21 protein-coding genes and 3 pseudogenes are annotated in these 25324 nt (G+C 66.2%); 12 read left to right on the forward strand and 12 right to left on the reverse strand.

Annotated elements, in window-relative coordinates; translation table 11 throughout:
* Positions 1–21 precede the first annotated feature (21 nt).
* Positions 22–813: an SDR family oxidoreductase gene (locus W7S_RS04550; RefSeq protein ID WP_008253943.1), complete on the reverse strand. Its 792-nt coding sequence runs from the start codon at positions 811–813 to the stop codon at positions 22–24.
* A gap of 237 nt (positions 814–1050) precedes the next feature.
* Between W7S_RS04550 and pstS (W7S_RS04555) the strand changes: the two genes are divergently transcribed.
* The 4 genes from pstS (W7S_RS04555) to pstA all read left to right on the forward strand — a co-directional run bounded on the left by pstS (W7S_RS04555) (position 1051) and on the right by pstA (position 5531).
* A complete protein-coding gene (pstS, locus tag W7S_RS04555; RefSeq protein WP_085976428.1) occupies positions 1051–2157 on the forward strand; it encodes a phosphate ABC transporter substrate-binding protein PstS in 1107 nt (368 codons plus the stop codon).
* 253 nt (positions 2158–2410) lie between these two features.
* Entirely contained in the window at positions 2411–3523 is a 1113-nt protein-coding gene (gene pstS, locus W7S_RS04560) for a phosphate ABC transporter substrate-binding protein PstS (RefSeq protein WP_008253946.1), read from the forward strand.
* Positions 3524–3529: 6 nt separating this feature from the next.
* The gene (pstC, locus tag W7S_RS04565) at positions 3530–4528 is read left to right on the forward strand and encodes a phosphate ABC transporter permease subunit PstC (protein ID WP_014379265.1); all 999 of its coding nucleotides are present in this window, start codon (positions 3530–3532) and stop codon (positions 4526–4528) included.
* A 100-nt stretch (positions 4529–4628) separates the two neighbouring features.
* Positions 4629–5531: a phosphate ABC transporter permease PstA gene (gene pstA, locus W7S_RS04570; RefSeq protein ID WP_008253952.1), complete on the forward strand. Its 903-nt coding sequence runs from the start codon at positions 4629–4631 to the stop codon at positions 5529–5531.
* A 15-nt stretch (positions 5532–5546) separates the two neighbouring features.
* Here pstA and W7S_RS04575 read toward each other — a convergent pair whose 3' ends face one another.
* Positions 5547–6476 carry a Ku protein gene (locus W7S_RS04575; RefSeq protein WP_008253954.1) on the reverse strand — a complete coding sequence of 310 codons (930 nt, stop codon included), beginning with the start codon at positions 6474–6476 and terminating at the stop codon, positions 5547–5549.
* Between the two features lie 143 nt (positions 6477–6619).
* On the opposite strand from W7S_RS04575, the gene W7S_RS04580 reads away from it, so the two are divergent.
* A complete protein-coding gene (locus tag W7S_RS04580) occupies positions 6620–7813 on the forward strand; it encodes an IS30 family transposase (protein WP_369751691.1) in 1194 nt (397 codons plus the stop codon).
* An 86-nt stretch (positions 7814–7899) separates the two neighbouring features.
* On the opposite strand, the pseudogene W7S_RS04585 reads toward W7S_RS04580, so the two are convergent.
* The 3 genes and pseudogenes from W7S_RS04585 to W7S_RS04595 form a co-directional block, all read right to left on the reverse strand.
* Positions 7900–8304, reverse strand: a pseudogene (locus W7S_RS04585) (PfkB family carbohydrate kinase); the annotation flags it as partial.
* A 15-nt stretch (positions 8305–8319) separates the two neighbouring features.
* The gene (locus W7S_RS04590; protein WP_036429032.1) at positions 8320–9552 is read right to left on the reverse strand and encodes a DDE-type integrase/transposase/recombinase; all 1233 of its coding nucleotides are present in this window, start codon (positions 9550–9552) and stop codon (positions 8320–8322) included.
* Positions 9553–9660: 108 nt separating this feature from the next.
* A pseudogene (locus tag W7S_RS04595) lies at positions 9661–10189 on the reverse strand (PfkB family carbohydrate kinase); the annotation flags it as partial.
* A gap of 11 nt (positions 10190–10200) precedes the next feature.
* Between W7S_RS04595 and W7S_RS04600 the strand changes: the two are divergent.
* Together W7S_RS04600 and W7S_RS04605 are read left to right on the forward strand one after the other, a co-directional pair.
* Positions 10201–12468, forward strand: a complete 2268-nt coding sequence (locus W7S_RS04600; protein WP_008253977.1) for an ATP-dependent DNA ligase — start codon at positions 10201–10203, stop codon at positions 12466–12468.
* The gene (locus W7S_RS04605; protein ID WP_008253979.1) at positions 12465–14417 is read left to right on the forward strand and encodes a fumarylacetoacetate hydrolase family protein; all 1953 of its coding nucleotides are present in this window, start codon (positions 12465–12467) and stop codon (positions 14415–14417) included. The genes W7S_RS04600 and W7S_RS04605 overlap by 4 nt, the downstream gene beginning before the upstream one ends.
* A 4-nt stretch (positions 14418–14421) precedes the next feature.
* On the opposite strand, the gene W7S_RS04610 is transcribed toward W7S_RS04605, so the two are convergent.
* Positions 14422–15339: a class I SAM-dependent methyltransferase gene (locus tag W7S_RS04610; protein ID WP_008253980.1), complete on the reverse strand. Its 918-nt coding sequence runs from the start codon at positions 15337–15339 to the stop codon at positions 14422–14424.
* Between the two features lie 62 nt (positions 15340–15401).
* Between W7S_RS04610 and W7S_RS04615 the strand changes: the two genes are divergently transcribed.
* Positions 15402–16208: an enoyl-CoA hydratase/isomerase family protein gene (locus tag W7S_RS04615; protein WP_036396658.1), complete on the forward strand. Its 807-nt coding sequence runs from the start codon at positions 15402–15404 to the stop codon at positions 16206–16208.
* A 3-nt stretch (positions 16209–16211) separates the two neighbouring features.
* On the opposite strand, the gene W7S_RS04620 is transcribed toward W7S_RS04615, so the two are convergent.
* The 4 genes from W7S_RS04620 to W7S_RS04635 form a co-directional block, all read right to left on the reverse strand.
* Positions 16212–17078: an LLM class flavin-dependent oxidoreductase gene (locus tag W7S_RS04620; RefSeq protein ID WP_008253985.1), complete on the reverse strand. Its 867-nt coding sequence runs from the start codon at positions 17076–17078 to the stop codon at positions 16212–16214.
* 99 nt (positions 17079–17177) lie between these two features.
* Positions 17178–17942 carry an STAS domain-containing protein gene (locus W7S_RS04625; RefSeq protein WP_008253988.1) on the reverse strand — a complete coding sequence of 255 codons (765 nt, stop codon included), beginning with the start codon at positions 17940–17942 and terminating at the stop codon, positions 17178–17180.
* Positions 17943–18322: 380 nt separating this feature from the next.
* Positions 18323–19300, reverse strand: a complete 978-nt coding sequence (locus W7S_RS04630; protein WP_232525873.1) for a DUF4873 domain-containing protein — start codon at positions 19298–19300, stop codon at positions 18323–18325.
* Positions 19301–19554: 254 nt separating this feature from the next.
* Entirely contained in the window at positions 19555–20460 is a 906-nt protein-coding gene (locus W7S_RS04635; RefSeq protein ID WP_008253992.1) for a diiron oxygenase, read from the reverse strand.
* 126 nt (positions 20461–20586) lie between these two features.
* Between W7S_RS04635 and cobF the strand changes: the two genes are divergently transcribed.
* From cobF to W7S_RS04650, 4 genes and pseudogenes are all read left to right on the forward strand, one after another.
* Complete coding sequence (cobF, locus tag W7S_RS04640; RefSeq protein ID WP_008253994.1) at positions 20587–21330, forward strand: precorrin-6A synthase (deacetylating); 744 nt, start codon at positions 20587–20589, stop codon at positions 21328–21330.
* Positions 21331–21334: 4 nt separating this feature from the next.
* Positions 21335–21577 (forward strand): annotated as a pseudogene (locus tag W7S_RS27675) (DNA-formamidopyrimidine glycosylase family protein); the annotation flags it as partial.
* 153 nt (positions 21578–21730) lie between these two features.
* Positions 21731–22198: a zinc finger domain-containing protein gene (locus W7S_RS27400; RefSeq protein WP_232065649.1), complete on the forward strand. Its 468-nt coding sequence runs from the start codon at positions 21731–21733 to the stop codon at positions 22196–22198.
* 41 nt (positions 22199–22239) lie between these two features.
* Positions 22240–22989, forward strand: coding sequence for an SDR family oxidoreductase (locus tag W7S_RS04650; RefSeq protein WP_008253997.1), 750 nt, complete (start codon positions 22240–22242; stop codon positions 22987–22989).
* Between the two features lie 7 nt (positions 22990–22996).
* Here W7S_RS04650 and pgi read toward each other — a convergent pair whose 3' ends face one another.
* Together pgi and W7S_RS04660 are read right to left on the reverse strand one after the other, a co-directional pair.
* Entirely contained in the window at positions 22997–24661 is a 1665-nt protein-coding gene (gene pgi / locus W7S_RS04655) for a glucose-6-phosphate isomerase (protein WP_008253999.1), read from the reverse strand.
* A 166-nt stretch (positions 24662–24827) separates the two neighbouring features.
* The gene (locus tag W7S_RS04660) at positions 24828–25148 is read right to left on the reverse strand and encodes a chorismate mutase (RefSeq protein ID WP_080587981.1); all 321 of its coding nucleotides are present in this window, start codon (positions 25146–25148) and stop codon (positions 24828–24830) included.
* Positions 25149–25324: the final 176 nt, after the last annotated feature.

Here is a 25324-nt window from a genome sequence, read left to right on the forward strand (position 1 = left end):
GTGCTCCTTAGCGGTCGTGGGTCACAGGTCCGGGACGGGGATGTCGAGATTGGGGAAGGTGAGGCCGCCGTCGACCTCGAGGGTCTTGCCGGTCAGGAAGTTGCCGGCGGGAGACGCCAAATAGACTGCCGCAGCGGCAATGTCGACCGGATCGCCCAGCCGGCGCATCGGGGTGGCCTTCTCCATCGGCGACCGCAGCTCGTCGTTGGAGGCAACCACGTCCAGCGCGGAGGTGAGGATCGATCCCGGCGCGATCGCGTTGACCCGAATCCGTGGGCACAGGTCCAGGGCGGTCAGCCGGGTGTAATGGGACAGCGCGGCCTTGGCGGTGCCGTAGGCCGCGAAGCCACGTCCGGCCAGCCGGCCCATGGTCGAGGTGATGTTGATGATGCTGCCGCCGCCGGAGTGCTCGAGCATCAACGGCACCGCAGCCAGTGTGAGCGCGTGGGCGGTGCCGACGTTGAAGGTGAAGGCGTCTTTGAGATCCTTCGTCGAGGTCGTCAACAACGTGTTGGGCATGGATCCCCCGACGTTGTTGACGACGATGTCTAGTTTCCCGAATGCCTCGACGGCCTGGCCGGCCAGCTCGGCGGTGGATTCCGGATGCGCCAGGTCGGCGGCCACGACGTGGGCGCGGCGCCCGGCGGCGCGGACCTGTTCGGCGACGGCCTCTAGTCGGGATTCAGTTCGCGAGGCGATGAGGACGTCGGCGCCTGCCTCGGCGAACGCCAGCGCGATGGCCGCCCCGAGGCCACGGCCTGCACCGGTGATGACGGCGACTTTGTCGTCGAGACGGAACCTGTCAAGGATCATGGCGGCCTCTCTTCGTTTCGGTGTCAGGCGACACGGTAGCAAGCCGCGGCGGCGCGGATAAGGCATTTCTAGAACAAGTTCTATTTTTCTATCCGGGGGGCTTCCGATGCGGCCGTCGGGGCGGCGGCCCGGTGTCGGTGACGTTGCGCGCGTTGCCAGACCATTTGCCCGTCGTTCACCTTGGTGCGGTTAGCTCGGTGACGCCGATCTTTGTGGTCCTTACTGTGAGGAAGAGACTTGGGACGCAACCGTTTTGGTGCTGTGCTGGGCGTCCTGACAGCCGCTGCGCTGGTGTTGTCGGGATGCGGATTCCACGACAGCACGGCCCGGGGAAGCGGGGCGGGCGTGTCGGGCGTGGTCAATTGCGGCGGCAAGCAGGCCCTGACGGCGGCGGGCTCGAGCGCCCAGGCCAACGCGATGACCCGATTCTCCGGCGCCTTCGAGCACGCTTGCCCCGGTCAGACGCTGAATTACACACCCAATGGCTCCGGCGCGGGAATCGGCCAATTCACCGGAAACCAAATCGATTTCGCGGGTTCGGATTCACCGTTGGCCCCGATCGAATACTTCGCGGCGCGGACCCGATGCGGTTCGCCGGCGTGGAATCTGCCCGTGGTCTTCGGCCCGATCGCGATCACCTACAACGTCAGGGGCGTCAGCTCGCTGATCCTCGACGGGCCCACCGCCGCCAAAATCTTCAAGGGCGCCATCACTGCCTGGGACGACCCGGCGATCGCAGCGCTGAACCCGGGTACCGCGCTGCCCGCCGAGCCCATCCGTGTCGTGTTCCGCGGCGACGAGTCCGGCACCACCGACAATTTCCAGAAATACCTGGACTCCGCGTCCGACGGCGTGTGGGACAAGGGCATCGGCAAGACGTTCCACGGTGGGGTCGGGCAGGGCGCCGACGGCAACGGCGGTACGTCGGCGGCCGTCCGGGCGACCGAAGGATCGGTCACCTACAACGAATGGTCGTTCGGTCTGGCGCAGAAGCTGACGATGGCCAGGATCGTCACCTCGGCCGGGCCCGAGGCGGTGGGCATCAGCGCCGGATCGGTCGGGAAAACGATCTCCGGTGCCACCCTCACCGGGCAGGGCAACGACTTGGTGGTGGACACCTTCTCGTTCTACAAGCCGACCCGGCCCGGTTCCTACCCGATCGTGTTGGCGACCTACGAGATTGTGTGTTCGAAGTATCCCGACCCGCAGGTCGGCGCGGCCGTAAAGGCGTTCCTGCAAAGCACCATCGGTGCCGGCCAGAATGGCTTGGTGGACAACGGGTATATCCCGGTGCCGGAGTCGTTCAAGTCCCGGCTGTCGGATGCGATCAACGCCATCGCGTGATGTCAGCAACCAGTCGGCGGCCCCTCGGAGGGCCGGGTGGGGCCTTTGCTGACGAACACCGGCCAGGCGACGTCGCGGTGTGCTGCGGCCGACGTCGCGACCCCCCGCCGACGCGTTCAGCGGTGATCGCCGAAAAGTTTGCTCAACGTTCAATTGTTACTGTTACGTTCGTGGCCGCGATACCGGCTGGTCGGCGCGCTACGGTTAACTGACCGGCCGCGACCATGTTTCATCCCTACCGTGAGGAAGCGAATTGAAACTCAACCGATTTGGCGCCGTGCTGAGTGCCTTGAGCGTTACTGCGCTGGCGTTGTCGGGGTGCGGCAGCGACAACAACGGGTCCGGCGCCAGTGCGCCGACCGGCTCGTCGTCGGGCAAGGTGAATTGTGGCGGGAAGAAGGCCCTCAAGGCCAGCGGGTCGACGGCCCAGGCCAACGCGATGACCCGCTTTGTCAACGCGTTCGAGCAGGCCTGCCCCGGCCAGACGCTGAACTACACGGCCAACGGATCCGGTGCGGGAATCAGCGAATTTAACGGCAACCAAACGGATTTCGGTGGTTCTGACTCGCCGCTGGCGACCAACGAATACGCCGCCGCGCAGCAGCGGTGCGGTTCGCCGGCCTGGAATCTGCCGGTCGTTTTCGGCCCGATCGCCATCACCTACAACGTGACGGGCCTGAACTCGCTCAGCCTCGACGGCCCCACGGCCGCCAAAATCTTCAACGGCTCGATCACAACGTGGAACGACCCCGCGATTCAGGCCCTCAACCCCGGTGCCACATTGCCCGACGTGCCGATTCACGTCGTCTTCCGCAACGACGAGTCCGGCACCACCGACAATTTCCAGAAATATCTCGACGCCGCCGCGGACGGAGCATGGGGCAAGGGCGCCGGAAAGACCTTCAAGGGCGGCGTCGGTGAGGGAGCCAAGGGCAACGACGGCACGTCGGCGGCGATCAAGGCCACCGAAGGATCCATCACCTATAACGAATGGTCGTTTGCCCAGGCACAGAAACTGAACATGGCCAAGATCATCACCTCGGCCGGCCCGGACGCGGTGTCGATCAGCGCCGAATCGGTGGGCAAGACGATTGCTGGGGCCAAAATCTCCGGCCAGGGCAACGACCTGGTGCTCGACACGCTGTCGTTCTACAAACCCAAGCAGGCCGGTTCCTACCCGATCGTGCTGGCGACCTACGAGATCGTGTGCTCGAAGTACCCCGACTCCGGGGTCGGTGCGGCGGTGAAGGGATTCCTGCAAAGCACCATCGGCGCCGGGCAAAATGGCCTGGCCGACAATGGCTACATTCCGATCCCCGACGCGTTCAAGGCGAGGCTGTCTTCTTCGATCAACGCCATCACATAACCTGAGGTGGTCGTGACACGAGGAACAGCAACCAGCCCGTCGACCGCGGAAAAACCGGCATCAACGGCGCTGAATGCACGCGTGTCGCGGCGGGGCGACCGGATCTTCAAGCTGGTCGCCGCGGCCGCTGGTTCCACGATCGTGGTCGCCATCCTGTTGATCGCGGTGTTCCTGTTGCTGCGCGCCCTGCCGTCGTTGCGCGTCAATCACGCAAACTTCTTCACCAGCGCCGAGTTCAGCACCAGCAACCCCCACAACCTGGCCTTCGGCATCCGTGACCTGCTCATGGTCACGGTGCTCAGTTCGCTCACCGCGCTGGTGCTGTCCGTGCCCATCGCGGTCGGTATCGCCGTGTTCCTCACCCAATACGCGCCGAAGCGGCTGGGGCGCCCGTTCGGCGCGGTGGTGGACCTGCTGGCCGCGGTGCCGTCGATCATCTTCGGGCTCTGGGGAATCTTCGTCCTGGCCCCCCGGCTCGAGCCGGTCGCGGCGTTTCTCAATCGGCACCTCGGATGGTTTTTCCTGTTCAAACAGGGCAACGTGTCGTTGGCCGGCGGCGGCACCATCTTCACCGCCGGCGTCGTGCTCTCGGTGATGATCCTGCCGATCGTCACGTCGGTCTCGCGCGAGGTGTTTCGGCAGACCCCCCACATCCAGATGGAAGCGGCGCAGGCGCTGGGCGCCACCAAGTGGGAGGTGGTGCGGATGACCGTGCTGCCGTTCGGCCGCAGCGGCGTCATCGCCGCCTCGATGCTGGGGTTGGGACGCGCGCTGGGCGAGACCGTGGCTGTGCTGATCATTCTGCGTTCGGCCGCCCGCCCGGGGAATTGGTCGCTGTTCGACGGTGGCTACACGTTTGCCTCCAAGATCGCGTCGGCGGCCGCGGAGTTCAGCGCACCGCTGCCCACCGGGGCGTACATTTCGGCGGGATTCGCCCTGTTCGTGCTGACGTTTATCGTCAACGCGCTGGCCCGCGCGATCGCTGGCGGCAAGGTCAACGGATGACGCGCGCCGCGACGATGCAGAGCGAAGCGATGAGGAGAAGCGGCGCTCATGACTCGCGCCGCGACGATGCAGAGCGACGCGATGAGGAGGAGCGGCGCTCGTGACAGTTGACGCGCTCGACCGGCCGGTCAAGGCCGAGGTGTTCAGGCCGCTCAGCTTCCGGCGGCGGATCACCAACGGCGCCGCGACGATCTTCTTTCTCACCTCGTTCCTCATCGCGCTGGTGCCGCTGTTCTGGGTGCTGTCGATCGTGGTCGCACGGGGCTGGTACGCCGTGACCCGGTCGGGGTGGTGGACCCACTCGCTGCGCGGCGTGCTGCCCGAACAGTTCCTCGGCGGCGTCTATCACGCGCTGTACGGGACGCTGGTGCAGGCCGGGGTGGCCGCCGTGCTGGCCGTGCCGCTGGGCCTGATGACCGCGGTCTTCCTCGTCGAATACGGTTCTGGCCGCCTGGTGCGGCTGACCACCTTCATGGTCGACGTGCTGGCCGGGGTCCCCTCGATCGTCGCGGCCCTGTTCATCTTCAGCCTCTGGATCGCCACCCTGGGCTTCCAGCAGAGCTCTTTTGCGGTGTCGCTCGCGCTGGTCTTGCTGATGCTGCCGGTGGTGGTGCGCTCCGCCGAGGAAATGCTGCGGCTGGTGCCCGACGACCTGCGCGAGGCCAGCTACGCGCTGGGTGTGCCGAAATGGAAGACCATCGTTTCGATCGTCTTTCCGATCGCGATGCCCGGCATCGTCTCGGGCATCTTGTTGTCCATCGCGCGGGTGATCGGCGAAACCGCGCCGGTGCTGGTGCTGGTCGGCTACAGCAGGTCGATCAACTTCGACATCTTCCACGGCAACATGGCCTCGCTGCCGCTGCTGATCTACACCGAGCTCACCAACCCCGAACACGCCGGATTCCTGCGGATCTGGGGTGCGGCGCTGACGCTCATCATCATGGTCGCCGTGATCAACGTCGTCGCCGCGGCCACCCGATTTCTGGCGACCCGCAAACGCTGACCGAGGCGCGTCGGGTCAGGACTTCGAGGCCGCTTTCTTGGCCGGAGTCTTCTTGGCGGCGGTCTTTTTCGCGGGTGCCTTCTTGGCGGCGGTCTTCTTCGCTGCGCTCTTTTTCGCGAGCGCCTTTTTCTCCGCTGCCTTGCCGTTGCCTCCACCGGAGCGCGCCTTCACGCTGGCCTCCAGCTTGGCCAGCAGATCGGAGACGTCTTCGGTCTCATCCAGCTCCTTGGGCTGCTCCTCGGTGGTAAACGCCTCTCCGCCTTCGAGTTTGGCTTGGACCAGCTCGTGCAGCTGCTCCTGGTAGTCGTCGTGGTAGCGGTCGGGGTTGAACTCCTCGGCCATCGAATCAACCACCTGCCCCGCCATTTTGAGCTCGGCGGGTTTGACCTCAACCTTCTTGTCGAGGATCGGGAAGTCCGGATCACGAATCTCGTCGGGCCACAACAACGTATGGATGACCATCACGTCGCGCTTGCCGAAGTCCTTGACCCGCAACGCCGCCAGCCGGGTCTTGTTGCGCAGCGTGAAGTGCACGATCGCCATCCGGTCCGTCTCCGCAAGCGTCTTGGCCAGCAGCACATAGGATTTCGACGATTTGGAGTCGGGCTCCAAAAAATAGCTGCGGTCGAACAGCATCGGATCCACATCGCTGGCCGGCACGAACTCCAGCACTTCGATCTCGCGGCTGCGTTCCTCGGGCAGCGTGGCGATGTCGTCGTCGGTGATGATGACCATCTGGCCGTCATCGGATTCGTAGGCCCGGGCGATGTCACGGTATTCGACGACTTCGCCGTCCACCTCGCACACGCGCTGGTATCGGATGCGGCCGTTGTCCTTGGCGTGCACCTGGTGGAACTTGATGTCGTGGTCCTGGGTGGCGCTGTACACCTTGACCGGGACGTTCACCAGCCCGAACGCGATGGAACCCTTCCAGATGGAGCGCATGTAAGTCAGTATGCCCACACTGTTCGCTGCCTAACAGCACCCCCGCCGCCGCGCCGCTGTTCAAAAGCCCGCGCCCGTAACGCCACGGCGAGATTGTCCTCGGCAGATTCATACGGTCAATGCAATTTCCACGTTTGAGGAGGTTGCAGGTGTCAGTTGCTTATCCGCGTTCGATGCGGCGAGAGTTCTTTGATCGGGTGTGTGCAGGGGAATCATTGCGTGAAGCCGGCCGTCAGGTCGGTGTGTCGATCCAGACCGGATGGAGCTGGTGGCATGACGCTGGATCAATGCAATTACGAAGTGGTACGGGCTCTGATACCGGCCTTGCCGAACCAGGTGATCTGACCCGGCCGGGCGCGCGGGGACACCGGCTCAGTTTCGATGAACGCCTGGTGATTATGCGGGGTCTGGACAAGGGCCTCACCCAGGTCGAGATCGCCGACGAGCTCGACCGCGACGCCAGCGTCATCTCCCGTGAGCTCAAACGCAATCGCAATCCCGACGGGGATTACCACGCTGGTCTTGCCCATGCCCGCGCCGCCAAGAAAGCCAAGCGTCCCAAAGCATTCAAACTCCAAGACCGCGCGCTATGCGAGGCCATAGAGGACTGGATGGATCAGGGATGGAGTCCCAAACTGATCGCCGATGTCTTGGCGCGCGATCACCCCGATGACAGGCTGGCACGGGTGAGCCACGAAACCATCTACCAGTGCCTCTACGTCCAAACTCGTGGTCAACTGCGCGCCGACCTGAGTAAGCGTTTGTCGACGAAACGCGCGGCCCGCAAATCCCGGGACCACACCGAACGGCGGGGGAAATTCCACGATGTGTTCACCATCAGCGACCGGCCCGCCGAGGCCGCCGACCGCGCGGTGCCCGGCCACTGGGAAGGTGATCTGATCGTCGGCCCCAACAGCGCCATCGGCACCCTGGTCGAGCGGTCCACCCGCTTTACGATGCTGCTGCATTTGCCCGGCGATCACACCGCCGAGACGGTGGCCGGCGCGATGATCGAAGCGATGCGCCAGTTACCCGAACACCTTCGTCGATCAATCACCTGGGACCGTGGCAGCGAAATGGCCCGCTGGCGCGACATTCACCTGCAACTCAACACCCCGGTCTATTTCTGCAATCCGCACTCGCCCTGGCAACGCGGCACCAACGAAAACACCAACCGCCTCCTGCGCTTCTGGTTCGAAAAGGGCAGCGACCTCAGCGGTTACACCCCAGCAGACCTCAAACGCATCCAAGACACCCTCAACCGACGACCGCGCCCAACCCTTGACCTCGACACCCCCGCCCAACGCCTGGCCGCCCTCCTCGACCAAGCCGCCTAACAAAAATGCATTAGCCACTTGACTTTGAGCCTCGAATTTTCGCCGTGGCGTTACATCCGCGAGCGAAAGGGCCGCGCTCGAAGACACTAGCGGCGACGGTTTGCTTGGGCCCGCAGCGCGGCGCGATCGGGGAGGTCGGCGCCGGACCGCGAGACCGTCACCGCCGACGCCAGGCTGGCGGCTTGTAGTGCCGCCGTGAGCGCGTCGAGCCCGACCCGGCTCAGGGCGGCGCGGCGGTCGGCGCCCAACAGACCCAATTCCCACAGCGCATCGAGCAAACCGGCCATGAAGGCGTCGCCGGCACCGACGGTGTCGACCACCCGGACCGGCCTGGCCGCCACCCGGACATCGCCGGCCGCGCAGAACGCCACGGCGCCCCGGGCGCCCAGCGTCAGGACGACGATCGCGGGTCCCGACGCCAGCCACCCCCGGGCCGTGCGCTGCGGCTCGCGGTCGGGATCGATCCACTTCAAGTCCTCGTCACTGACCTTGCTTGTTGCCTCATGTCAAGATGCGCGCGAAGGGTGGTTCGTTGCCTCACGTGAGCGTGCGCGCTTGGTGATGGGAGCGGGGGTGCCGGCTGGGGCTTTGCTGGTGGCCAGGGTGAAGAGCTGGGCGGTCAACGCCTGAATCTGGCGTTGGGTGGCGGCCGGATTGATCAGCGAGTGGGTCCGCTTGAGCGCGACAATGCGTTCCACAGCCATGCTCGGGTGATTGATCGCGCGGTGAAACGGGGTCTGGGCCTTGTCGTGTTTGCGGGACACCTTGGCTCCTGTGCGGACTTTGGAGATCAGTTTCTGCTGGGGGTGGAAGTAGTTGGTCAGCTTCGTCTGCAGATGCCAGATTTCGTTGAGTAGCAACAGTTCTGATGCGGTGTCGTAGCGGTAGTAGCCGACCACTGTGCGTACCACTGCCCAGTTTTTCTGCTCGACGTGGCAGCCGTCGTTCTTGTTGCCCGGTCGTGACCGGGTGAAAGTGATGCAGCGGTTTTGACACCATGTCAGCAGGTCGTCGTTGATGAATTCCGAGCCGTTGTCGCAGTCCACGCCGACGATCGGGAACGGCATCGCGGCGGCGATGTGATTGAGGGCGGCCAGTACGTGTTTGGCCGCCCTGTCGGGCAGTGAGCGGCTCTCGGTCCAGCCGGTGGCGATGTCGGTGACCGTCAGTGTGAAGGCATGGCCTCCACCGCGGTTGCCGCCGTCGTGGAAGACCGTGTCGATCTCGACGAAGCCGGGCACAGCGTCGTCCCATTCGGCCCAGGTGCGCACCGGGATCTGGCTTTTGAGCAGCGATCCCGGCTTGGTGCCCACACGTCCTTTGATCGTGTATTTGGCTCGCTCATCGGCCAGGCGGCGATCGATGGTGGCCGCCGACATCGAGACCAACAACGCCGCGGTCTCATCACTGATGACCAGCTCCCGGAAGTGACGCAACACGGCCACCAGCTCTGCGAGCATGGGGGCGAGCCGTTTGCCGGCGGGCATTCCGAGTACGGTCCAGCAGACCGTCAATGCGGCGATGACCTCAGGTCCATACGTCACCGGCCGGACAGGACGCGCGGCGACGATCGTGGGCACCAGCGCGGCTTTAAGCGCCTTACGGGCATGGTTGCGATGCCAGCCGGTGTTGGCACACAACTCATCGAGAATCCGGCTCTTCCCGCGCTTACCGGCCTGCTGGTAACGGATCGCCGCTGCCTGCGTCACTGCTCTGCGCTCGCCCAATGTCAGCCCCATCACCTGGGCCTACCGAAGTCATTGCTGACCGATCAGGCAGGCGCGCCGTCCACGCGCGCATTTCTGATGAGTCAACGAAGCACCCATTCGCGCGCATTTCTGATGAGTCAACGCGCTTGACGATGTCGCTGCGCTCGACCAGGTGTGCGATGCGGGCCTGCGCGGCGTCACGGTCGGGAATCAGCGACGGTCGCACGTTGGGATCGAAGCTCACGGTGGCCGAGACGCGGTAAGCCTCGAGCAGCGCGGCGACCGCCAGGCACCCCGGTTCGCGCACGGCGGCGATCGACCCGGTGTGCACCAGCAGCGGCGGTGCCACCTCGGGCGTACCGGAAAGCCGCCATTGCAGATCGAATGTGTAAGCGGCCGAGCCGTCGTCGGCGATCGTCGCGACCGCGGCCGGCGTGCGTTCGGCCGAGACACTTCCCGGAACGAGTTGCACACCAGAGGATTTCAGGTCCGCGGCGATGCGCTGGCCGGATTCGTCGTCCGCGATATGGGTCAAGAAGTCGACGTGACGACCCAGCCGGGCCAGCCCGACCGCGACGTTGAGGGGGCTGCCGCCGACGTGCTCGACGGCGCCGCGCCGTTCGACCCTGTCGATCAGCGCTTCACCGATGACCAGCGCGCCGCCCATAGACTCAGAGTATGAGTCCGACGGCGGGGCCACGGGTCAAGCTGACCAACGCCGAAAAAGTGCTGTATCCCGCCACCGGAACCACCAAGAGCGACATCTTCGACTACTACACGCGGATCGCCGAGGTGATGATCCCGCACATCGCCGGGCGTCCGGCCACGCGCAAACGCTGGCCCAACGGCGTCGAACAGGAATCCTTCTTCGAGAAGCAACTCGCCGCGTCGGCACCCGACTGGCTGCCGCGCGCCAGCGTGACCCATCGATCCGGAACGACGACCTATCCGATCATCGACGACCCCACCGGCCTGGCCTGGATCGCCCAACAGGCGGCGTTGGAGGTTCACGTTCCGCAGTGGCGGTTCGTCGCCGAGTGGACCCGCAGCCGGGCCGAAGAACTCAAGCCCGGGCCGGCGACGCGATTGGTGTTCGACCTCGACCCCGGCGAAGGCGTGACGATGGCGCAGATGTCCAAGGTGGCGCGCGCCGTGCGCGACCTGATCGCCGGGATCGGGCTGAGAACCTTCCCGCTCACCAGCGGCAGCAAGGGACTGCATCTGTATGCGCCGCTCGACGAGCCGGTGAGCAGCAAAGGCGCCACGGTGTTAGCCAAACGCGTTGCGCAACAGCTGGAAAAGACGATGCCCAAGCTTGTCACGTCGACCATGACCAAGAGCCTGCGGGCGGGGAAGATCTTTTTGGACTGGAGCCAGAACAACGGCTCCAAGACGACCATCGCACCGTATTCCCTGCGCGGACGCGAACATCCCACCGTCGCGGCGCCGCGCACCTGGGACGAACTCGACGACCCGTCGCTGCGCCAGCTGCGGTATGACGAAGTGCTGTCCCGGGTCGCGCGCGACGGCGACCTGCTTGCAGAGCTGGACGAGGACGCTCCGGTGCCGGATCGGTTGACCAAGTACCGCAGCATGCGCGACGCGTCGAAAACCCCCGAGCCGGTTCCGGCGGCGAAACCCGCTGTCGGCCAAGGAAATACCTTCGTCATCCAGGAACACCACGCGCGACGCCTGCACTACGACTTCCGGCTGGAGCGCGACGGCGTGCTGGTGTCCTGGGCGGTGCCCAAAAACCTGCCCGAAACCACGTCGGTGAACCACCTGGCGGTCCACACCGAGGACCATCCGCTGGAATACGGCGGGTTCGAAGGCGTCATCCCCAAGGGCGAATACGGCGCGGGCAAGGTGATCATCTGGGACTCCGGAACCTACGACGCCGAAAAGTTCCTTGACGACGAGGTCATCGTCAACCTGCACGGCAGCAAGATCTCCGGACGCTACGCGCTGATTCAAACCAATGGCGACCAGTGGTTGGCACATCGGATGAAGGACCAGAAGGTCTTCGAGTTCGACACCATCGCACCCATGCTGGCCACCCACGGTTCGGTGACGGCCCTGAAGGCAGGTCAGTGGGCGTTCGAGGGCAAATGGGACGGTTACCGGCTTCTGATCGAGGCCGACCACGGTGCCTTTCGGGTGCGGTCGCGACGCGGTCGCGAAGTCACCCAGGAATACCGCGAACTGCGTTGGCTGGCAGACGATCTCGCCGACCATCACGTGGTGCTCGACGGGGAGGCCGTCGTCCTGGACTCCTCCGGGGTGCCCAACTTTCACGAGATGCAAAACCGTGGACGGGGCTCACGGGTCGAATTCTGGGCGTTCGACCTGCTCTACCTCGACGGCCGCTCGTTGCTGCGGGCCCGCTACCGGGATCGGCGAAAACTGCTGGAAATGTTGGCCGCCGGCAGCAGGCTCATCGTCCCCGACCTACTGCCCGGCGACGGCAGGGAGGCGCTGGAGCACTCCGCGGAGCGCGGTTGGGAGGGGGTGATCGCCAAGAAGCGCGACTCCACCTATCAGCCGGGCCGCCGCTCGTCGTCGTGGATCAAGGACAAGCACTGGAACACCCAGGAAGTCGTCATCGGCGGTTGGAAAGCCGGGGAAGGCGGACGCAGCAGCGGCATCGGCTCACTGCTGATGGGTATCCCAACCGCGGGCGGACTGCACTTCGCCGGGCGCGTCGGCACCGGGTTCACCGACCGCGACCTGGCAAACTTGAAGAAGACGCTGGCACCGCTGCACACCGACGAATCCCCCTTTGACCCACCGCTTCCCAGGAGCGAAGCGCGCGGCGTGACGTATGTGCGGCCGGAGCTGGTCGGGGAGGTGCGCTACAGCGAGTGGACCCCGGATGACCGGTTACGCCAATCGAGTTGGCGCGGACTACGACCGGACAAGGAGGCGAGTGAGGTGGTGCGCGAGTGAAATGGGTTACCTATCAAGATGTTTCGGGCGCAGAACACGTCGGCGTGGTCTCGGGCGACACGATCTATGCGATGCCACCGGGCGTGACGCTGCTCGATCTCGTCGCCCGCGGTTCCGAGGGATTGCGGCAGGCGGGGCAGGATGCGCAGCGATCCCCGGCGGCGGTGGCACCGCTGGCGGAGGTGCGATTGCTGGCGCCGATTCCACGCCCGCCGTCCATCCGTGATTCCCTGTGCTTCCTCGACCACATGCGCAACTGCCAGGCCGCGCTGGGCGCCGGGCGCACCCTCGGCGACTCCTGGTACCGCATACCGGCCTTCTACTTCGCCTGCCCGGCAACCGTTTTGGGTCCGTACGACGACGCCCCCACGGCGCCCGGAAGCGCGTGGCAGGACTTCGAATTGGAGATCGCTGCCGTGATCGGGACCGGGGGCAAAGATCTCACGGTCGAAGAGGCGGAGCAGGCGATCATCGGCTACACCATCTTCAACGACTGGTCCGCCCGCGATCTGCAGCAGATGGAGAGCCAACTGGGGATCGGGCAAGGCAAGGGCAAAGACAGCGGGGTCACGTTGGGCCCGTACCTGGTGACCCCCGACGAGCTCGAACCGTATCGCCACCCCTCCTATCCGGGCAGATTGGACCTGCGGGTCACCGCCCTGGTCAACGACGTCGTCATCGGTTCCGGGTCGACCGCCCAGATGGACTGGACCTTCGGCGAGGTCATCTCCTATGCCTCGCGCGGCGTCACCCTCTCGCCCGGCGACGTCATCGGCTCCGGGACCGTGCCGACCTGCACGCTGGTCGAGCACCTCAATCCGGCGGCCCTGGAATCGTTTCCGGGCTGGCTGCACGACGGCGACATCGTCACGCTCCAGGTCGAAGGGCTGGGAGAGACCCGGCAAACCGTGCGGGCCAGCGGTGCCCCGCACCCGCTGGCGGTGCGGCCGAATCCGGACGCCGCTCCCGCCCCGCCGCGAGTCAACCCGGCCCGCGCGCGGGTGCCCTACACCCGCGGGCTGCACGAGGTCGGCGGCCGGGTGTGGGCCTGGACCCTGCCCGACGGCGGCTACGGATGGAGCAACGCCGGGCTGATCGCCGGCGACGGGGCGTCGCTGCTGGTGGACACCTTGTTCGACCTGGCGTTGACCCGCGAAATGCTCACCGCGATGCGGCCGCTCACCGCGTCCGCGCCGATCACCGACGCGGTGATCACGCACTCCAACGGGGACCACACACACGGCAACCAACTGCTCGATCCCTCGGTGCGCATCATCGCCGCGCGCGGCACCGCCGAGGAAATCGAACATGGGATGGCCCCGGAGATGCTCGCCATGGCGCAGACCGCCAACCTCGGGCCGGTCGCCACGCCGTACACACGAGAACGCTTCGGGCACTTCGACTTCAGCAACATCAAGCTGCGCAATGCGGATCAGACGTTCGAGCGCAACCTTGCCGTCGAGGTAGGTGGGCGGCGCATCGATGTGCTGAATCTGGGTCCCGCGCACACCGCCGCCGACTCGGTGGTGCATGTACCGGACGCGGGGGTGTTGTTCGGCGGCGACCTGTTGTTCATCGGCTGCACGCCCATCGTGTGGGCCGGCCCGATCGCCAACTGGGTCGCCGCCTGTGACGCGATGATCGCGCTGGACGCGCCGACGGTGGTACCCGGCCACGGCCCGGTCACCGATCCGGATGGGATCCGTGCTGTGCGTGGCTATCTCATGCATGTCGCCGAACAGGCCGAGGCCGCCTACCACAAGGGGCTGTCGTGGGCGGAGGCCGCCGACACCATTGATCTCGGTGAGTACGCGTCCTGGCTGGACGCCGAGCGCGTCGTCGTCAACGTCTATCAGCGCTACCGCGAACTCGACCCGCAGACACCGCAATTGGAGGTCATGGGCCTGCTCGTGATGCAGGCTGAGTGGCTGGCCAAACGGGCTGTGTGACGCTTCAGGTCCGCACCGCGCGGACCAAGCTGATCGTGGCGGCGGGCGCCTGGTGCTCGGCTTCCCCCAAGTCCGGCAGGCCCGCCGCCGAAAACAGGTCGGAGAGCCGGAATTCGGTGGTCTCCCATCCGTTGGCCCGCAGATGCGCGGCCACGTCGGTGTGCTCCCCCGGATAGGTCAACGCGGTGATGTCCAGGTCGAGCCCCTGCCGTCGCCACCCCTCGGCCATGAGCCGGGATTTCTCCAGCGCCTCCGGCGACGTGCCGGCCACGGCCCCGAAATCGGCGGCGAACCGGCTGCCCTCGCTGGACAGCGGAATGATGGCATCCAGCAGCCGCACCTCGGCGTCGGGCGGAAGGAATCCGATCAGCACTCCCTCGGCCAGCCACGCCGTCGGCTTGCTCGGGTCAAAGCCCGACGCCTGCAGGGCCGCCGGCCAATCCTCGCGCAGATCGACACCCACGGTGCGCAGCTCGGCGGTTGGGGCCGCGCCGATCTCGGCCAGCGTGGCGGTCTTGAACGCGATCACCTCCGGCTGATCGATCTCGTACACCGTGGTCCCCGCGGGCCACGGCAGCCGGTAGGCGCGGGAATCCAGCCCCGACGCCACGATCACGACCTGGCGCAGGCCGGCCTGCCCGGCCGCGGCGAAATAGTCGTCGTAAAACAGCGCCCGGGCGGCGAAGGTGTCGACGAACCGCGAAAACCCGACCCCCTCTTCGATGTCGGAGGAATCGAGTTCGCCGGTCGCCAGCTTGGTGAACAGGTCCAGGCCGGCGGCGCGCACCAGCGGCTCGGCGAATTCATCGGTGATGACCGGTTGCGGCCGCCTGGTGGCGGCCGCCCGGGCCGCGGCCACCATGGTGGCGGTGGCGCCCACGCTGTTGGCCAGGTCCCAGGTGTCGCCCTCGCTTCGTGCCATGGCTGCTCCTTCGATGTGTGGCCCAACCACGGTATGCCCGATCGGTCGCCTACGGTCTCGGTATGCCTTCAGTGAACCTGGAAACCCTCGAGGACAACATCGCCTGCATCACCCTGAACCGGCCCGAACGCCTCAACGCGATCGATGGGTCGTTGATCGACGGCGTCGACGACGCGTTGGACGCGCTCAGCGCGGGCGAGTTCAGGGTGGCGATCCTGACGGGTGCCGGGCGGGGATTTTGCGCCGGTGCGGATTTGAGCGGCACCGGGCAGCCGTGGACGCAGAACAAGCCGACCACCCCGGCGTTCAAGGTCACCTACGACGCTCAGGTCCGGCTGGCCAACCTGTACACCCGGATCTACGAGCTGGACATCCCGGTGATCGCGGCGGTCAACGGTGTCGCCGTCGGGGGCGGCCTGGCGTTCACGTTGGTCAGCGACATCCGGGTCGCCTCGGATCAGGCCCGGTTCGGTTCGGTGTTCATCAAGGCCGGCTTCTCGTCGATGGACATGGGCACCAGCTACCTGCTGCCGAAGATCGTCGGCGCCGGCGTGGCACGCGAACTCATGCTCACCGGCCGCATCATCGACGCGGCCGAGGCCTATCGCATCAAGCTGGTGCATGAGGTGGTCGCGCCCGACGACCTGATGCCCGCCGCGCTGAGGCTAGCCCGCTCGATCGCCGAGAACAACGCTTATGGCGTGTGGCAGACCAAGATTGGGCTCAATGCCGCGCTGGACGCGCCCAGCCTCCGCCATGCCATCGAGATCGAGAACCGCACCCAGGTCCTCAGCGGTTTCACCAACAACCCGGTTGAGGCCGCTAAGGCTCACCAGGAGAAGCGCGCGCCCAGGTGGGATCCGCTGTGAGAGTCAGGTCTTCGCGATCACGTTCTCGGCGAACATCTCCAGGTTGCGGATCTTGTTCTCCAGCGGCTCGGTGTCCTTGCCCTTGATGTAGGGGATGCGGAAGCCGACGATGACGTCGGTGACGCCCTTGTCCTCAAGCCGCTTGATGCCGTCGGGGGTGTAGGCGTCGGCGGAGATGACGTGGATCTCGAAAGGCCCGGTCTTGCCGGCTTCTTCGCGGAAACGCTTGAGCTTGGCGAGCAGCTGGTCGAGTTCTTCGGGGTCACCGCCGCCGTGCATCCAGCCGTCCAGGCGGGCCGCGCGCCGCAGCGCCGCGTCGGCGTGACCGCCGATCAGGATCGGGACGGGCTTGGTGGGCGCGGGCGTCATCTTGGTCTTGGGAATGTCGTAGAACTCGCCGTGAAATTCGAAGTACTCACCGGAGGTGAGACCCTGGATGATCTCGATGCATTCGTCCATCCGCTTGCCGCGCTTGGCGAACGGGACTCCCAGCAGTTCGTAGTCCTCGGGCCACGGGCTGGTGCCCACACCGAAACCCACCCGATTGTCGGTCATCGCGGCGAGCGACCCAATTTGCTTGGCCACCAACGCCGGTGGCCGGATGGGCAGCTTGAGGACGAAGAAATTGAACCGCAGCTTCGAGGTGACCGCCCCCAATGCCGATGTCAGCACGAAGGTTTCGATGAACTCCTTACCGTCCAGGAACTCGCGGTTGCCGTCCGGGGTGTAGGGGTACTTCGAGTCGGATTCGAACGGGTAGGCGATGCTGTCGGCGATCGTCATGGCGTCGTAGCCGGCCGCCTCGGCCGCCTTGGCCAGCGGGACGTAGAACCGAAAGTCAGTCATCGCCTCTGCGTAGGTAAACCGCACGTCATCTGCCTTCCTGAAGGGGTCGTCCCACGACATTAGAACGTGTTCTAGTTTCAGCACAACCGCCAGATGGGTGTGGCTAGAACTGGTTGGAACGAGTCAGAGCTGGTTCTCGGGGCCGATGACCGCCCACACCGTCTTGCCGGACCCCGTCGGCGTGCTGCCCCACGTGCGGGACAACGCGTCGACGATCGCCAGGCCGGAGACGTCGATGCCCTTCGCCGGCGACGGAAGCCGCACGGCGGGCGTGTTGCTGGCATCGGAGACCGCGATGGTCGCCGTGGTGCCCTGCGCCTCGAGCCGCATCACCGGGACGCCGGCGGTGTGTTCCAGCACGTTCTCCACGAACACGTTGACGACCACCAACGCGACGGGGATGAGCTTGGCCTGCGACCACGTGGTGAGCCACTCGCGGACCAGCCGCCGCGACTCGCGCAGGCTGGTCAGGTCGGCGGGCAGCTGCGCGTCGGCGCGCCGCACGGCACGACGGCCGTTCTGCCCGAGTGACTTCATCGCCGCCTTCTGGCTCGAATACACCGGCATGAAGTGCGCGATCCCGCTGCGCGTAATCGCCTCGCGGGTCGCCCGATTGCTGCAGACGAAGACGATCGGAACGTGGGCCGCGCTGCCGATCTGCCAGTAGGCGCCCATAAAGGTCGACCATGCCGGTTCGGCGTTCAGCTTGAGGCCGGAGACGTCGAGGATGACGGCGGAAGCCGCGTCGGATGTCGCCTTGATGAGGCGGTCGCGCAGTGCGGTGGAATTGGCGGCGTCAAGCACGCCGTCGACGGTCAGAACGGCGATCGAATCATCCGTTCGCGTCGCGACGGCCAGTGAGCTGGCCGACTCAGCCACCGGGCTCATCCCAGCTCGATCGGGACGTCCGGTTTCATTTCCCGCTCCTTGTGTGTTCTGCCGGGCCGACTGCTTGAGTATCCGCCCTCAGCGGCAAAAGTCTAGTTCGCGGCGAGCTCGCTTCGTTGCACCGAAAAGCGGCAGGCCGCGATCCCGATCCCCCCGGACTCATGCCGCAGCCCCGCATCGAATGAATCATGCGCCCCCCTCCGTGCCCGTCGCGGCGTCGATCCGCACCGCCCCGCACGCACAATGGAGTTCATTGCCCAACACGCGCTGTTCCACGGGATTACCACATAGGGGGCGCGGCCAAACTTTCTGGTATGGCCTGAAAACAGGTCGTTTCCTGCAGAAATGCGCTGGCCTCCGTCAGCAGCCGCGGTGCCCGTTCACCCAATGCTCAGCGCGTAGGGGGGAGCGCCCACGCCCGCAACCGAGTGCGTGCCCCAGGGTGTCCGTTCGACGATGCGCGCCGGCGCACTGCGCTCACCCACCGTCAGCGTGGCCGTCCGCGCCTGCTTGAGGTCGTCGGACGGCGAACCGAACACGGTTCCCTGCCAGTGGTAGCGACCGTCGATCGGGTCCAGATGGCCGGTGAGCCGGACCCGTACCGGATGACGGCTTCCGGCGATCTCCAGCATGGCGGTGCCGTCGTAGGCGTCGTCGCCGGCAGGCGCGCTGGCCGATAGGTCGAAGGCGGACGCCGCCGGTGGCGGCTCGATCGGTCGCAGCTGGGCGCGTTCGTTGAAGACATGCTGGCTGCTGGCGCGCACCTCGATGCGGCGGCTGCCGGTGCGCTGCATGAGCTTCAGGCACTCCACGATGTAGCGGGCTTGCGCGTCCGGGTCGGGACCGGTGATGAAGAAGTAGTTGGGGAACCCGCGCACCGCCACCCCGCAAAACGGCTCCATGCCGTCGTGCCAGGCCTCTCGGATCCGCAGCCCTCCCGCGCCGGTCAGCGTCTCGTCGGCGACGTGATCGGCGATCGAGAATCCGGTGCCGTAGACGATGGCGTCGACGCTGTGGTGGACACCATCGCCGGTGCGCACCCCCAACGGGGTCACCGTCTCGACCGCCGACGAAGCGATCACCACCGACGGCCGCGACGCGCTCGGGCGGGTGTGGCGGCGCAGCCAGCGCGCGACGCGGGTAGACCACAGCGGTACCTCGGTGACCACACGGCGGGGTGCGCGGGCAAAGACGGTGACGGATGCCGCGGCTTCGACCAGCCGGCCGAGGTGGTAGCCGGCAGCGGCATCGGTGCCGATGACCGCGATGCGCTTGCCGGACGGGTCAAACGCCGGCTCCCACGCCGCCGCGTGAAACGACTCGCCGCGAAACTCGTCACGCCCGGCAAGGTGCGGCACCCAGGGAACGTAGACGTCTTCACCCGCGGCGACGACGACATCGGCCCGCACGATCTCGCCACGGGCCGTGGTCAACAGCCAAGTGTCGGAGGCGTCGTCGAACCGCGACCGGAGGACGCCCTGGCCGGGCCGGTCGAGCAGGACCAGGTCGGTGAAGCCGGCGCCCGACAACGCATCACAGGCGCTCTGACCGCCGACCCCCGCGCCGACAATGGCCGTGTGGCAACGTGATTCGCCGCCGGGACGCGAAGCCGTCACAGAAACCTGCTGCGCTTCCAGCCGCGGCGCGCGAAGCGGCCCATCAGGCCTACCTCGGTGAGAAACGCCGCCAGTGGAGCGAAGCCGGCGACCTGAACGTCACGGCGATGCGGGCTGGTGCGCGCGGTCTTTCGGGCCCGCTGCGGGTCGAGACCCGTTCGCGCATAAGGGACCGGGTTGCTGAACAGATAGTTGAAGAAGTAGCCGCCCAGCCCGTTGATGTTGGCCATGAACCAGCGGTTGAACCGGGGCATTTCGGCGACGCGTTTGCGCGCGCCATCGCGCGCGAATTGGATGTGACGCGCCTCTTCGGTCACGTGAATACGCATGAGCCGCTGAATGATTGGCTGCAGCTCGGGGTCGTCCATCATCTGTCGCTGCAGCGAGTCGAAGATCTCCTCGCCGATCAGGGCGGCCACCCACAGCATCGACCCGCGCTGAAACGCCAGCGGAAGCATGTTGATGATCATCCGGTGAAACATCCGGGGGCGCACCGGTTTTGCGCCGACGCGCTCGATGGCCTTGCCGAACATGACCATGTGACGTGTCTCGTCGCCCAGTTCGGTCAGCTTGTAATGCGTCGAGTTACTGGTCGGGTCTTCGTGCAGGATCGTGCGCAGCAACGACTGGTTGAGCATGTTCTCGAACCAGATCCCGGCCGAGAGGGTGTTGACCAGTTCCTGGCGGGACAACTCGATCTGCTGTTCGCGGGTCATCTCGTCCCACATCGGGGTGCCGTACAGCGACACCAACCGCGGCGGCAGATAGAACTTGTCCGGGTCGAGCGGAGCGTCCCAGTCGATGTCGACGACGGGCTCATAGGACTTTTTGACCGAGCCCTTCAGCAAGCGCTCGGAGAACTCTTCACGGCTCGGCCCACCTGGCTTCAGCGACGTGGTCATCCCTGGCGTCCCTCCATTGGGTGCTTAGACGGTACCCATGGTACTGGGTACTTCAGGTCCCGACTAGGCCTATTCGGTATCGATTCGGCAATGTGGTTGAGCAGCGACGCGAGTCAGGAGGGTTCATTGGGCCGGCACATCCACGTCATCGGCATTGGCGCCGGCGATCCCGACTATGTGACCGTGCAAGCGATCGAGGCGCTCAACGACACGCAGGTGTTTTTCGCGATGGACAAGGGCGACCAGAAAAGCGACCTGGTGGCGCTGCGACGCGAGATCTGCGCCCGGTTCATCCGCGAACCGGGCTACCGGTTCGTCGAGCTGGCCGACCCCAGGCGCGCAGATCACGCCGAGTACCGCGACGCCGTCGCGGAGTGGCATGCCGCGCGCGCGCAGATCTGGGCCGACGCCATCTCGGCCGAGCTGGGTCCGCACGGCGTCGGCGCATTCTTGGCCTGGGGCGACCCGTCGCTCTACGACAGCACCTTGCGCATCCTCGACGCTGTTGCCGCGCAGGTCGATTTCACGTTCGACGTGATCCCCGGCATCACCGCCATCCAGGCGCTGACCGCCCGGCATCGCATCCCGCTCAACGGGGTCGGCGAACCCGTCCTGATCACCACCGGCCGGCAGCTGCGCGCGCACGGATTGGCCGGCGATGCGGTCGTGATGCTCGACGCGGACTGCTCGTTCCAGACGTGCCCGCCTAACACCCGCATCTGGTGGGGCGCCTACCTGGGCACCGACGACGAACTGCTCATCGCCGGCACGGTCGGCGAAGTGGGACCCCGCATCGTTTCGCAGCGGGCCGAGGCGCGCGCCCGGCACGGCTGGATCATGGACACCTATTTGCTCCGACCGGCAGACTGAAACCGTGCCCGAACTGCCCGAGATCGAAGCGCTGGCCGATCATCTACGGCGCAACGCCGTGGGCCTGACGGTCGGCCGTGTCGACATCGCCGCCCTGTCCGTCCTGAAGACCTTCGACCCGCCGATCAACGCGCTGCACGGCCAGACCGTGGTCGGCGCCGACCGCTGGGGCAAATACCTGGGGCTGCGGACGGACGACCTCTACCTGGTCGCCCACTTGTCCCGGGCGGGCTGGTTGCGGTGGTCCGACAAGCTGGCCGCGGCGCCGCTGCGCCCCGGCAAGGGCCCGATCGCGCTGCGCGTGCACCTGGGCACGCCCGGTGAGGCGCCCGGCTTCGACCTCACCGAGGCCGGCACCCAGAAGCGGCTGGCGGTGTGGCTGGTAAGCGACCCGCAGCAGATCCCACAGATCGCCTCCCTCGGGCCGGACGCGCTGGACCTCGGCCCCGACGACCTGGCCCGCATTCTGGCGGGCAACACCGGGCGGATCAAGACCGTCATCACCGACCAGAAGGTGATCGCCGGTATCGGCAACGCCTACAGCGACGAGATCTTGCACGTCGCGAAGATCTCGCCGTTCGCCACCGCCGGCAAGCTGTCCGAGAAGCAGCTCGCCGCGCTGCACGACGCCATGATCACCGTGCTCACCGACGCGGTGAGCCGATCCGTCGGCCAGGGCGCGGCCACGCTCAAGGGCGAGAAGCGCTCCGGATTGCGCGTGCACGCCCGCACGGGCCTGCCCTGCCCGGTGTGCGGGGACACCGTGCGTGAAGTGTCGTTCGCGGACAAGTCTTTTCAATATTGTCCGACGTGTCAGACCGGAGGCAAGGTCCTGGCCGACCGGCGGATGTCGCGTTTGCTGAAGTAGTCGCCCGTCCGGGACTTGACACCTGTCGATATGCTGCCCCGATGACTCGCCAGAAGATCCTCATCACCGGCGCCAGCTCCGGGCTGGGCGCCGGCATGGCGCGCGCCTTCGCCGCCAAGGGCCGCGACCTCGCCCTGTGCGCGCGTCGCACCGACCGGCTCGAGGAGCTCAAAGCCGAGCTGACGCAGAAGTATCCGGGCGTGACGATCGCCGTCGCCGCGCTGGACGTCAACGACCACGAGGCCGTCCCCAAAGTGTTCGCCGAACTCAGCGACGAGCTGGGCGGCATCGACCGCATCATCGTCAACGCCGGCATCGGCAAGGGCGCCAAACTCGGCTCCGGCAAGCTGTGGGCCAACAAGGCGACCCTCGAGACCAACCTGGTGGCCGCGCTGGTGCAGATCGAGACCGCGCTGGAGATGTTCAACAAGAACGGTTCGGGCCACCTGGTGCTGATTTCGTCGGTGCTCGGCAACAAGGGCGTGCCGGGCGTCAAGGCCGCGTACGCGGCCAGCAAGGCCGGCCTGAGCTCGCTGGGCGAATCGTTGCGCGCCGAATACGCCAAGGGGCCCGTCAAGGTGTCGGTCATCGAACCCGGCTACATCGAGTCGGAGATGACGGCCAAGTCGAACAGCACAATGTTGATGGTGGACAACGAAACTGGCGTCAACGCGCTCGTCGCCGCCATGGAGCGGGAGCCCGGGCGGGCGGCGGTGCCGTGGTGGCCGTGGGCGCCGCTGGTGCAGCTGATGCGGGTGCTGCCGCCTCAGCTGACCAAGATGTTCGCCTGAGGACCGATCAGCTGGTCCGGCCTCGTTCGCTGCGGTAGCGGCGGACCAGGGCATCGGTCGAGCTGTCCGATTGCGGCGCCGGGGAGGCGTCCGCGGTGAGCACCGGCAGCAGGGCTTTGGCCTGAGTTTTGCCCAGCTCCACGCCCCACTGGTCGAACGAGTCGATTCCCCAGATGACGCCCTCGGTGAAAACCTGATGCTCGTAGAGCGCGATCAGCTGGCCCAGCACCGACGGGGTGAGCCGGTCGGCCAGGATCGAGGTCGACGGCCGGTTCCCCGGCATCACCTTGTGCGGCACGATATCGGCGGGCGTGCCTTCGGCGGCGATCTCCTCGGCGGTCTTGCCGAAGGCCAGCACCTGGGTCTGCGCGAAGAAGTTGCTCATCAACAGGTCGTGCATGCTGCCGTCGCCCTCGGCGGTGGGCAGGTCGTCGATGGGTTGGCTGAAACCGATGAAGTCGGCCGGCACCAACCGGGTGCCCTGATGCAGCAACTGATAGAAAGCGTGCTGGCCGTTGGTTCCCGGTTCGCCCCAAAAGATTTCACCGGTGTCGGTGGTGACCGGGCTGCCGTCCGCGCGGGTCGACTTGCCGTTGGACTCCATGGTCAGCTGCTGCAGGTAGGCCGCGAACCGCGCCAAGTCGTTGGAGTACGGCAGCACCGCGCGCGACTGCGCGCCCATGAAGTTGGAATACCACAGGCCGATAAGGCCAAGTAGCACAGGAGCATTGGACTCCAGCGGGGCGGTCTTGAAATGCCGGTCGACGATGTGGAATCCGGACAGGAAGTCCGCGAACGCTTCCCGGCCGATGGCGGCCATCACCGACAGGCCGATCGCCGAATCCACCGAGTAGCGGCCGCCGACCCAATCCCAGAACCCGAACATGTTGTCGGTGTTGATCCCGAAGTCGTCGACGAGGCGCTTGTTGGTGGAGACGGCCACAAAGTGCTGGGCCACCGCGGCGTCGCCGAGGGCGTCGGTGACCCAGCGGCGCGCTGCGGTGGCGTTGGTCAGGGTTTCCAGAGTCGAGAACGTCTTCGATGCCACAATGAAAAGCGTTGTGGCGGGGTCCAAGTCGGCCAGGGTGGCGATCAGGTCGGCGGGGTCGACGTTGGAGACGAAGCGCGCCGAGATGCCCGCATCCGCGTAGTGGCGCAGGGCCTGGTAGACCATCACCGGGCCGAGGTCCGATCCGCCGATGCCGATGTTGACCACGGTGCTGATCCGTTTGCCGGTCGCTCCGGTCCATTCACCGCTGCGCAACCGGTCGGTGAAGTCGCCCATCCGGTCCAGCACGGCATGCACGTCCTCGACGACGTTTTGACCGTCGACGGTCAGTTCGGCGTCCCGGGGTAGCCGCAGCGCGGTGTGCAGCACCGCCCGATCCTCCGAGGTGTTGATGTGGACACCGGCGAACATCTGGTCGCGGCGCTGTTCGAGGTTGGCGGTGCGGGCCAGATCGACCAAGAGCCGCAGCGTTTCTCGCGTGATCCGATGCTTGCTGTAGTCGATGTAGAGGTCGCCGACCGAGACGGTCAGCTCGCGGCCGCGGTCGGGGTCCTCGTCGAAGAACTGGCGCAGATGGGTGGCGCCGATGCGTTCATGGTGCCTGCGGAGGGCGTCCCACACGGGGGTGGCGGTGATGTCGGGGAGGGTGTGCAGGGAAGTCATTGGCGTCGCTCCTCTTCATCGCTTCGCTCTGCATCGTCGCCGACGCGGGTCAATGGCGTCGCTCCTCTTCATCGCTTCGCTCTGCATCGTCGCCGACGCGGGCCGTCATGCTTCGACCCTATGGGCTCTGACGTGAAGGAGCCAGATGTGGGGGCGAGCGCCGGGCTCAGTGACCGAGCCGGCCCCTGCCCAGCCGCAGCAACAGTATCGCCAGGTCCTTGCCGTCGGGGCCGAGCTCGCTGTAGCGCTCGATGACCTTCATCTCGCGGCTGTGGACAAGTCGCGTCCCGCCGGAGGCCATCCGGGCCTTGCCGATCGCTTGTGATACCTCGGTGCGCCGTTTGACCGCGGCGAGGATCTCGGCGTCCAGCCGATCGATCTCGAGACGTAGGTCGTCGATGTCGGTGGCCCCTTGGGTCTCCACCGTCTCGATGTTCATCCCTGTTGCCTCCGCGCCTTCGTCGTGATGTGTGGGTTCTGGACTCATGCAGCATCGGGCCTCACTGAAGACGAGCCCCGGGCGCCGAAGGCGGGTCCGGGGCTCTGCGGAAGCAGTTAGACCACGGGCACCGCGGACCGGCACCCGTAGGGAAATCGGCGGCGCCACTCCGGGGTCGAGGAGCGTCGTCGACACTGCACATTGAGCACGAAATGAGTGTGCCA

The sequence above is a fragment of the Mycobacterium sp. MOTT36Y genome (assembly GCF_000262165.1).
Classification (GTDB): domain Bacteria; phylum Actinomycetota; class Actinomycetes; order Mycobacteriales; family Mycobacteriaceae; genus Mycobacterium; species Mycobacterium intracellulare.

Bases quoted from the DNA above. Each gene is read 5' to 3' on its own strand.
- W7S_RS04550 (WP_008253943.1), bottom strand. From the start codon at position 813: ATGATCCTTGACAGGTTCCGTCTCGACGACAAAGTCGCCGTCATCACC.
- W7S_RS04575 (WP_008253954.1), bottom strand. From the start codon at position 6,476: ATGCGCTCCATCTGGAAGGGTTCCATCGCGTTCGGGCTGGTGAACGTC.
- W7S_RS04590 (WP_036429032.1), bottom strand. From the start codon at position 9,552: ATGGGGCTGACATTGGGCGAGCGCAGAGCAGTGACGCAGGCAGCGGCG.
- W7S_RS04600 (WP_008253977.1), top strand. From the start codon at position 10,201: ATGAGTCCGACGGCGGGGCCACGGGTCAAGCTGACCAACGCCGAAAAA.
- W7S_RS04610 (WP_008253980.1), bottom strand. From the start codon at position 15,339: ATGGCACGAAGCGAGGGCGACACCTGGGACCTGGCCAACAGCGTGGGC.
- W7S_RS04615 (WP_036396658.1), top strand. From the start codon at position 15,402: ATGCCTTCAGTGAACCTGGAAACCCTCGAGGACAACATCGCCTGCATC.
- W7S_RS04625 (WP_008253988.1), bottom strand. From the start codon at position 17,942: ATGAGCCCGGTGGCTGAGTCGGCCAGCTCACTGGCCGTCGCGACGCGA.
- W7S_RS04635 (WP_008253992.1), bottom strand. From the start codon at position 20,460: ATGACCACGTCGCTGAAGCCAGGTGGGCCGAGCCGTGAAGAGTTCTCC.
- W7S_RS04650 (WP_008253997.1), top strand. From the start codon at position 22,240: ATGACTCGCCAGAAGATCCTCATCACCGGCGCCAGCTCCGGGCTGGGC.
- pgi (WP_008253999.1), bottom strand. From the start codon at position 24,661: ATGACTTCCCTGCACACCCTCCCCGACATCACCGCCACCCCCGTGTGG.
- W7S_RS04660 (WP_080587981.1), bottom strand. From the start codon at position 25,148: ATGAGTCCAGAACCCACACATCACGACGAAGGCGCGGAGGCAACAGGG.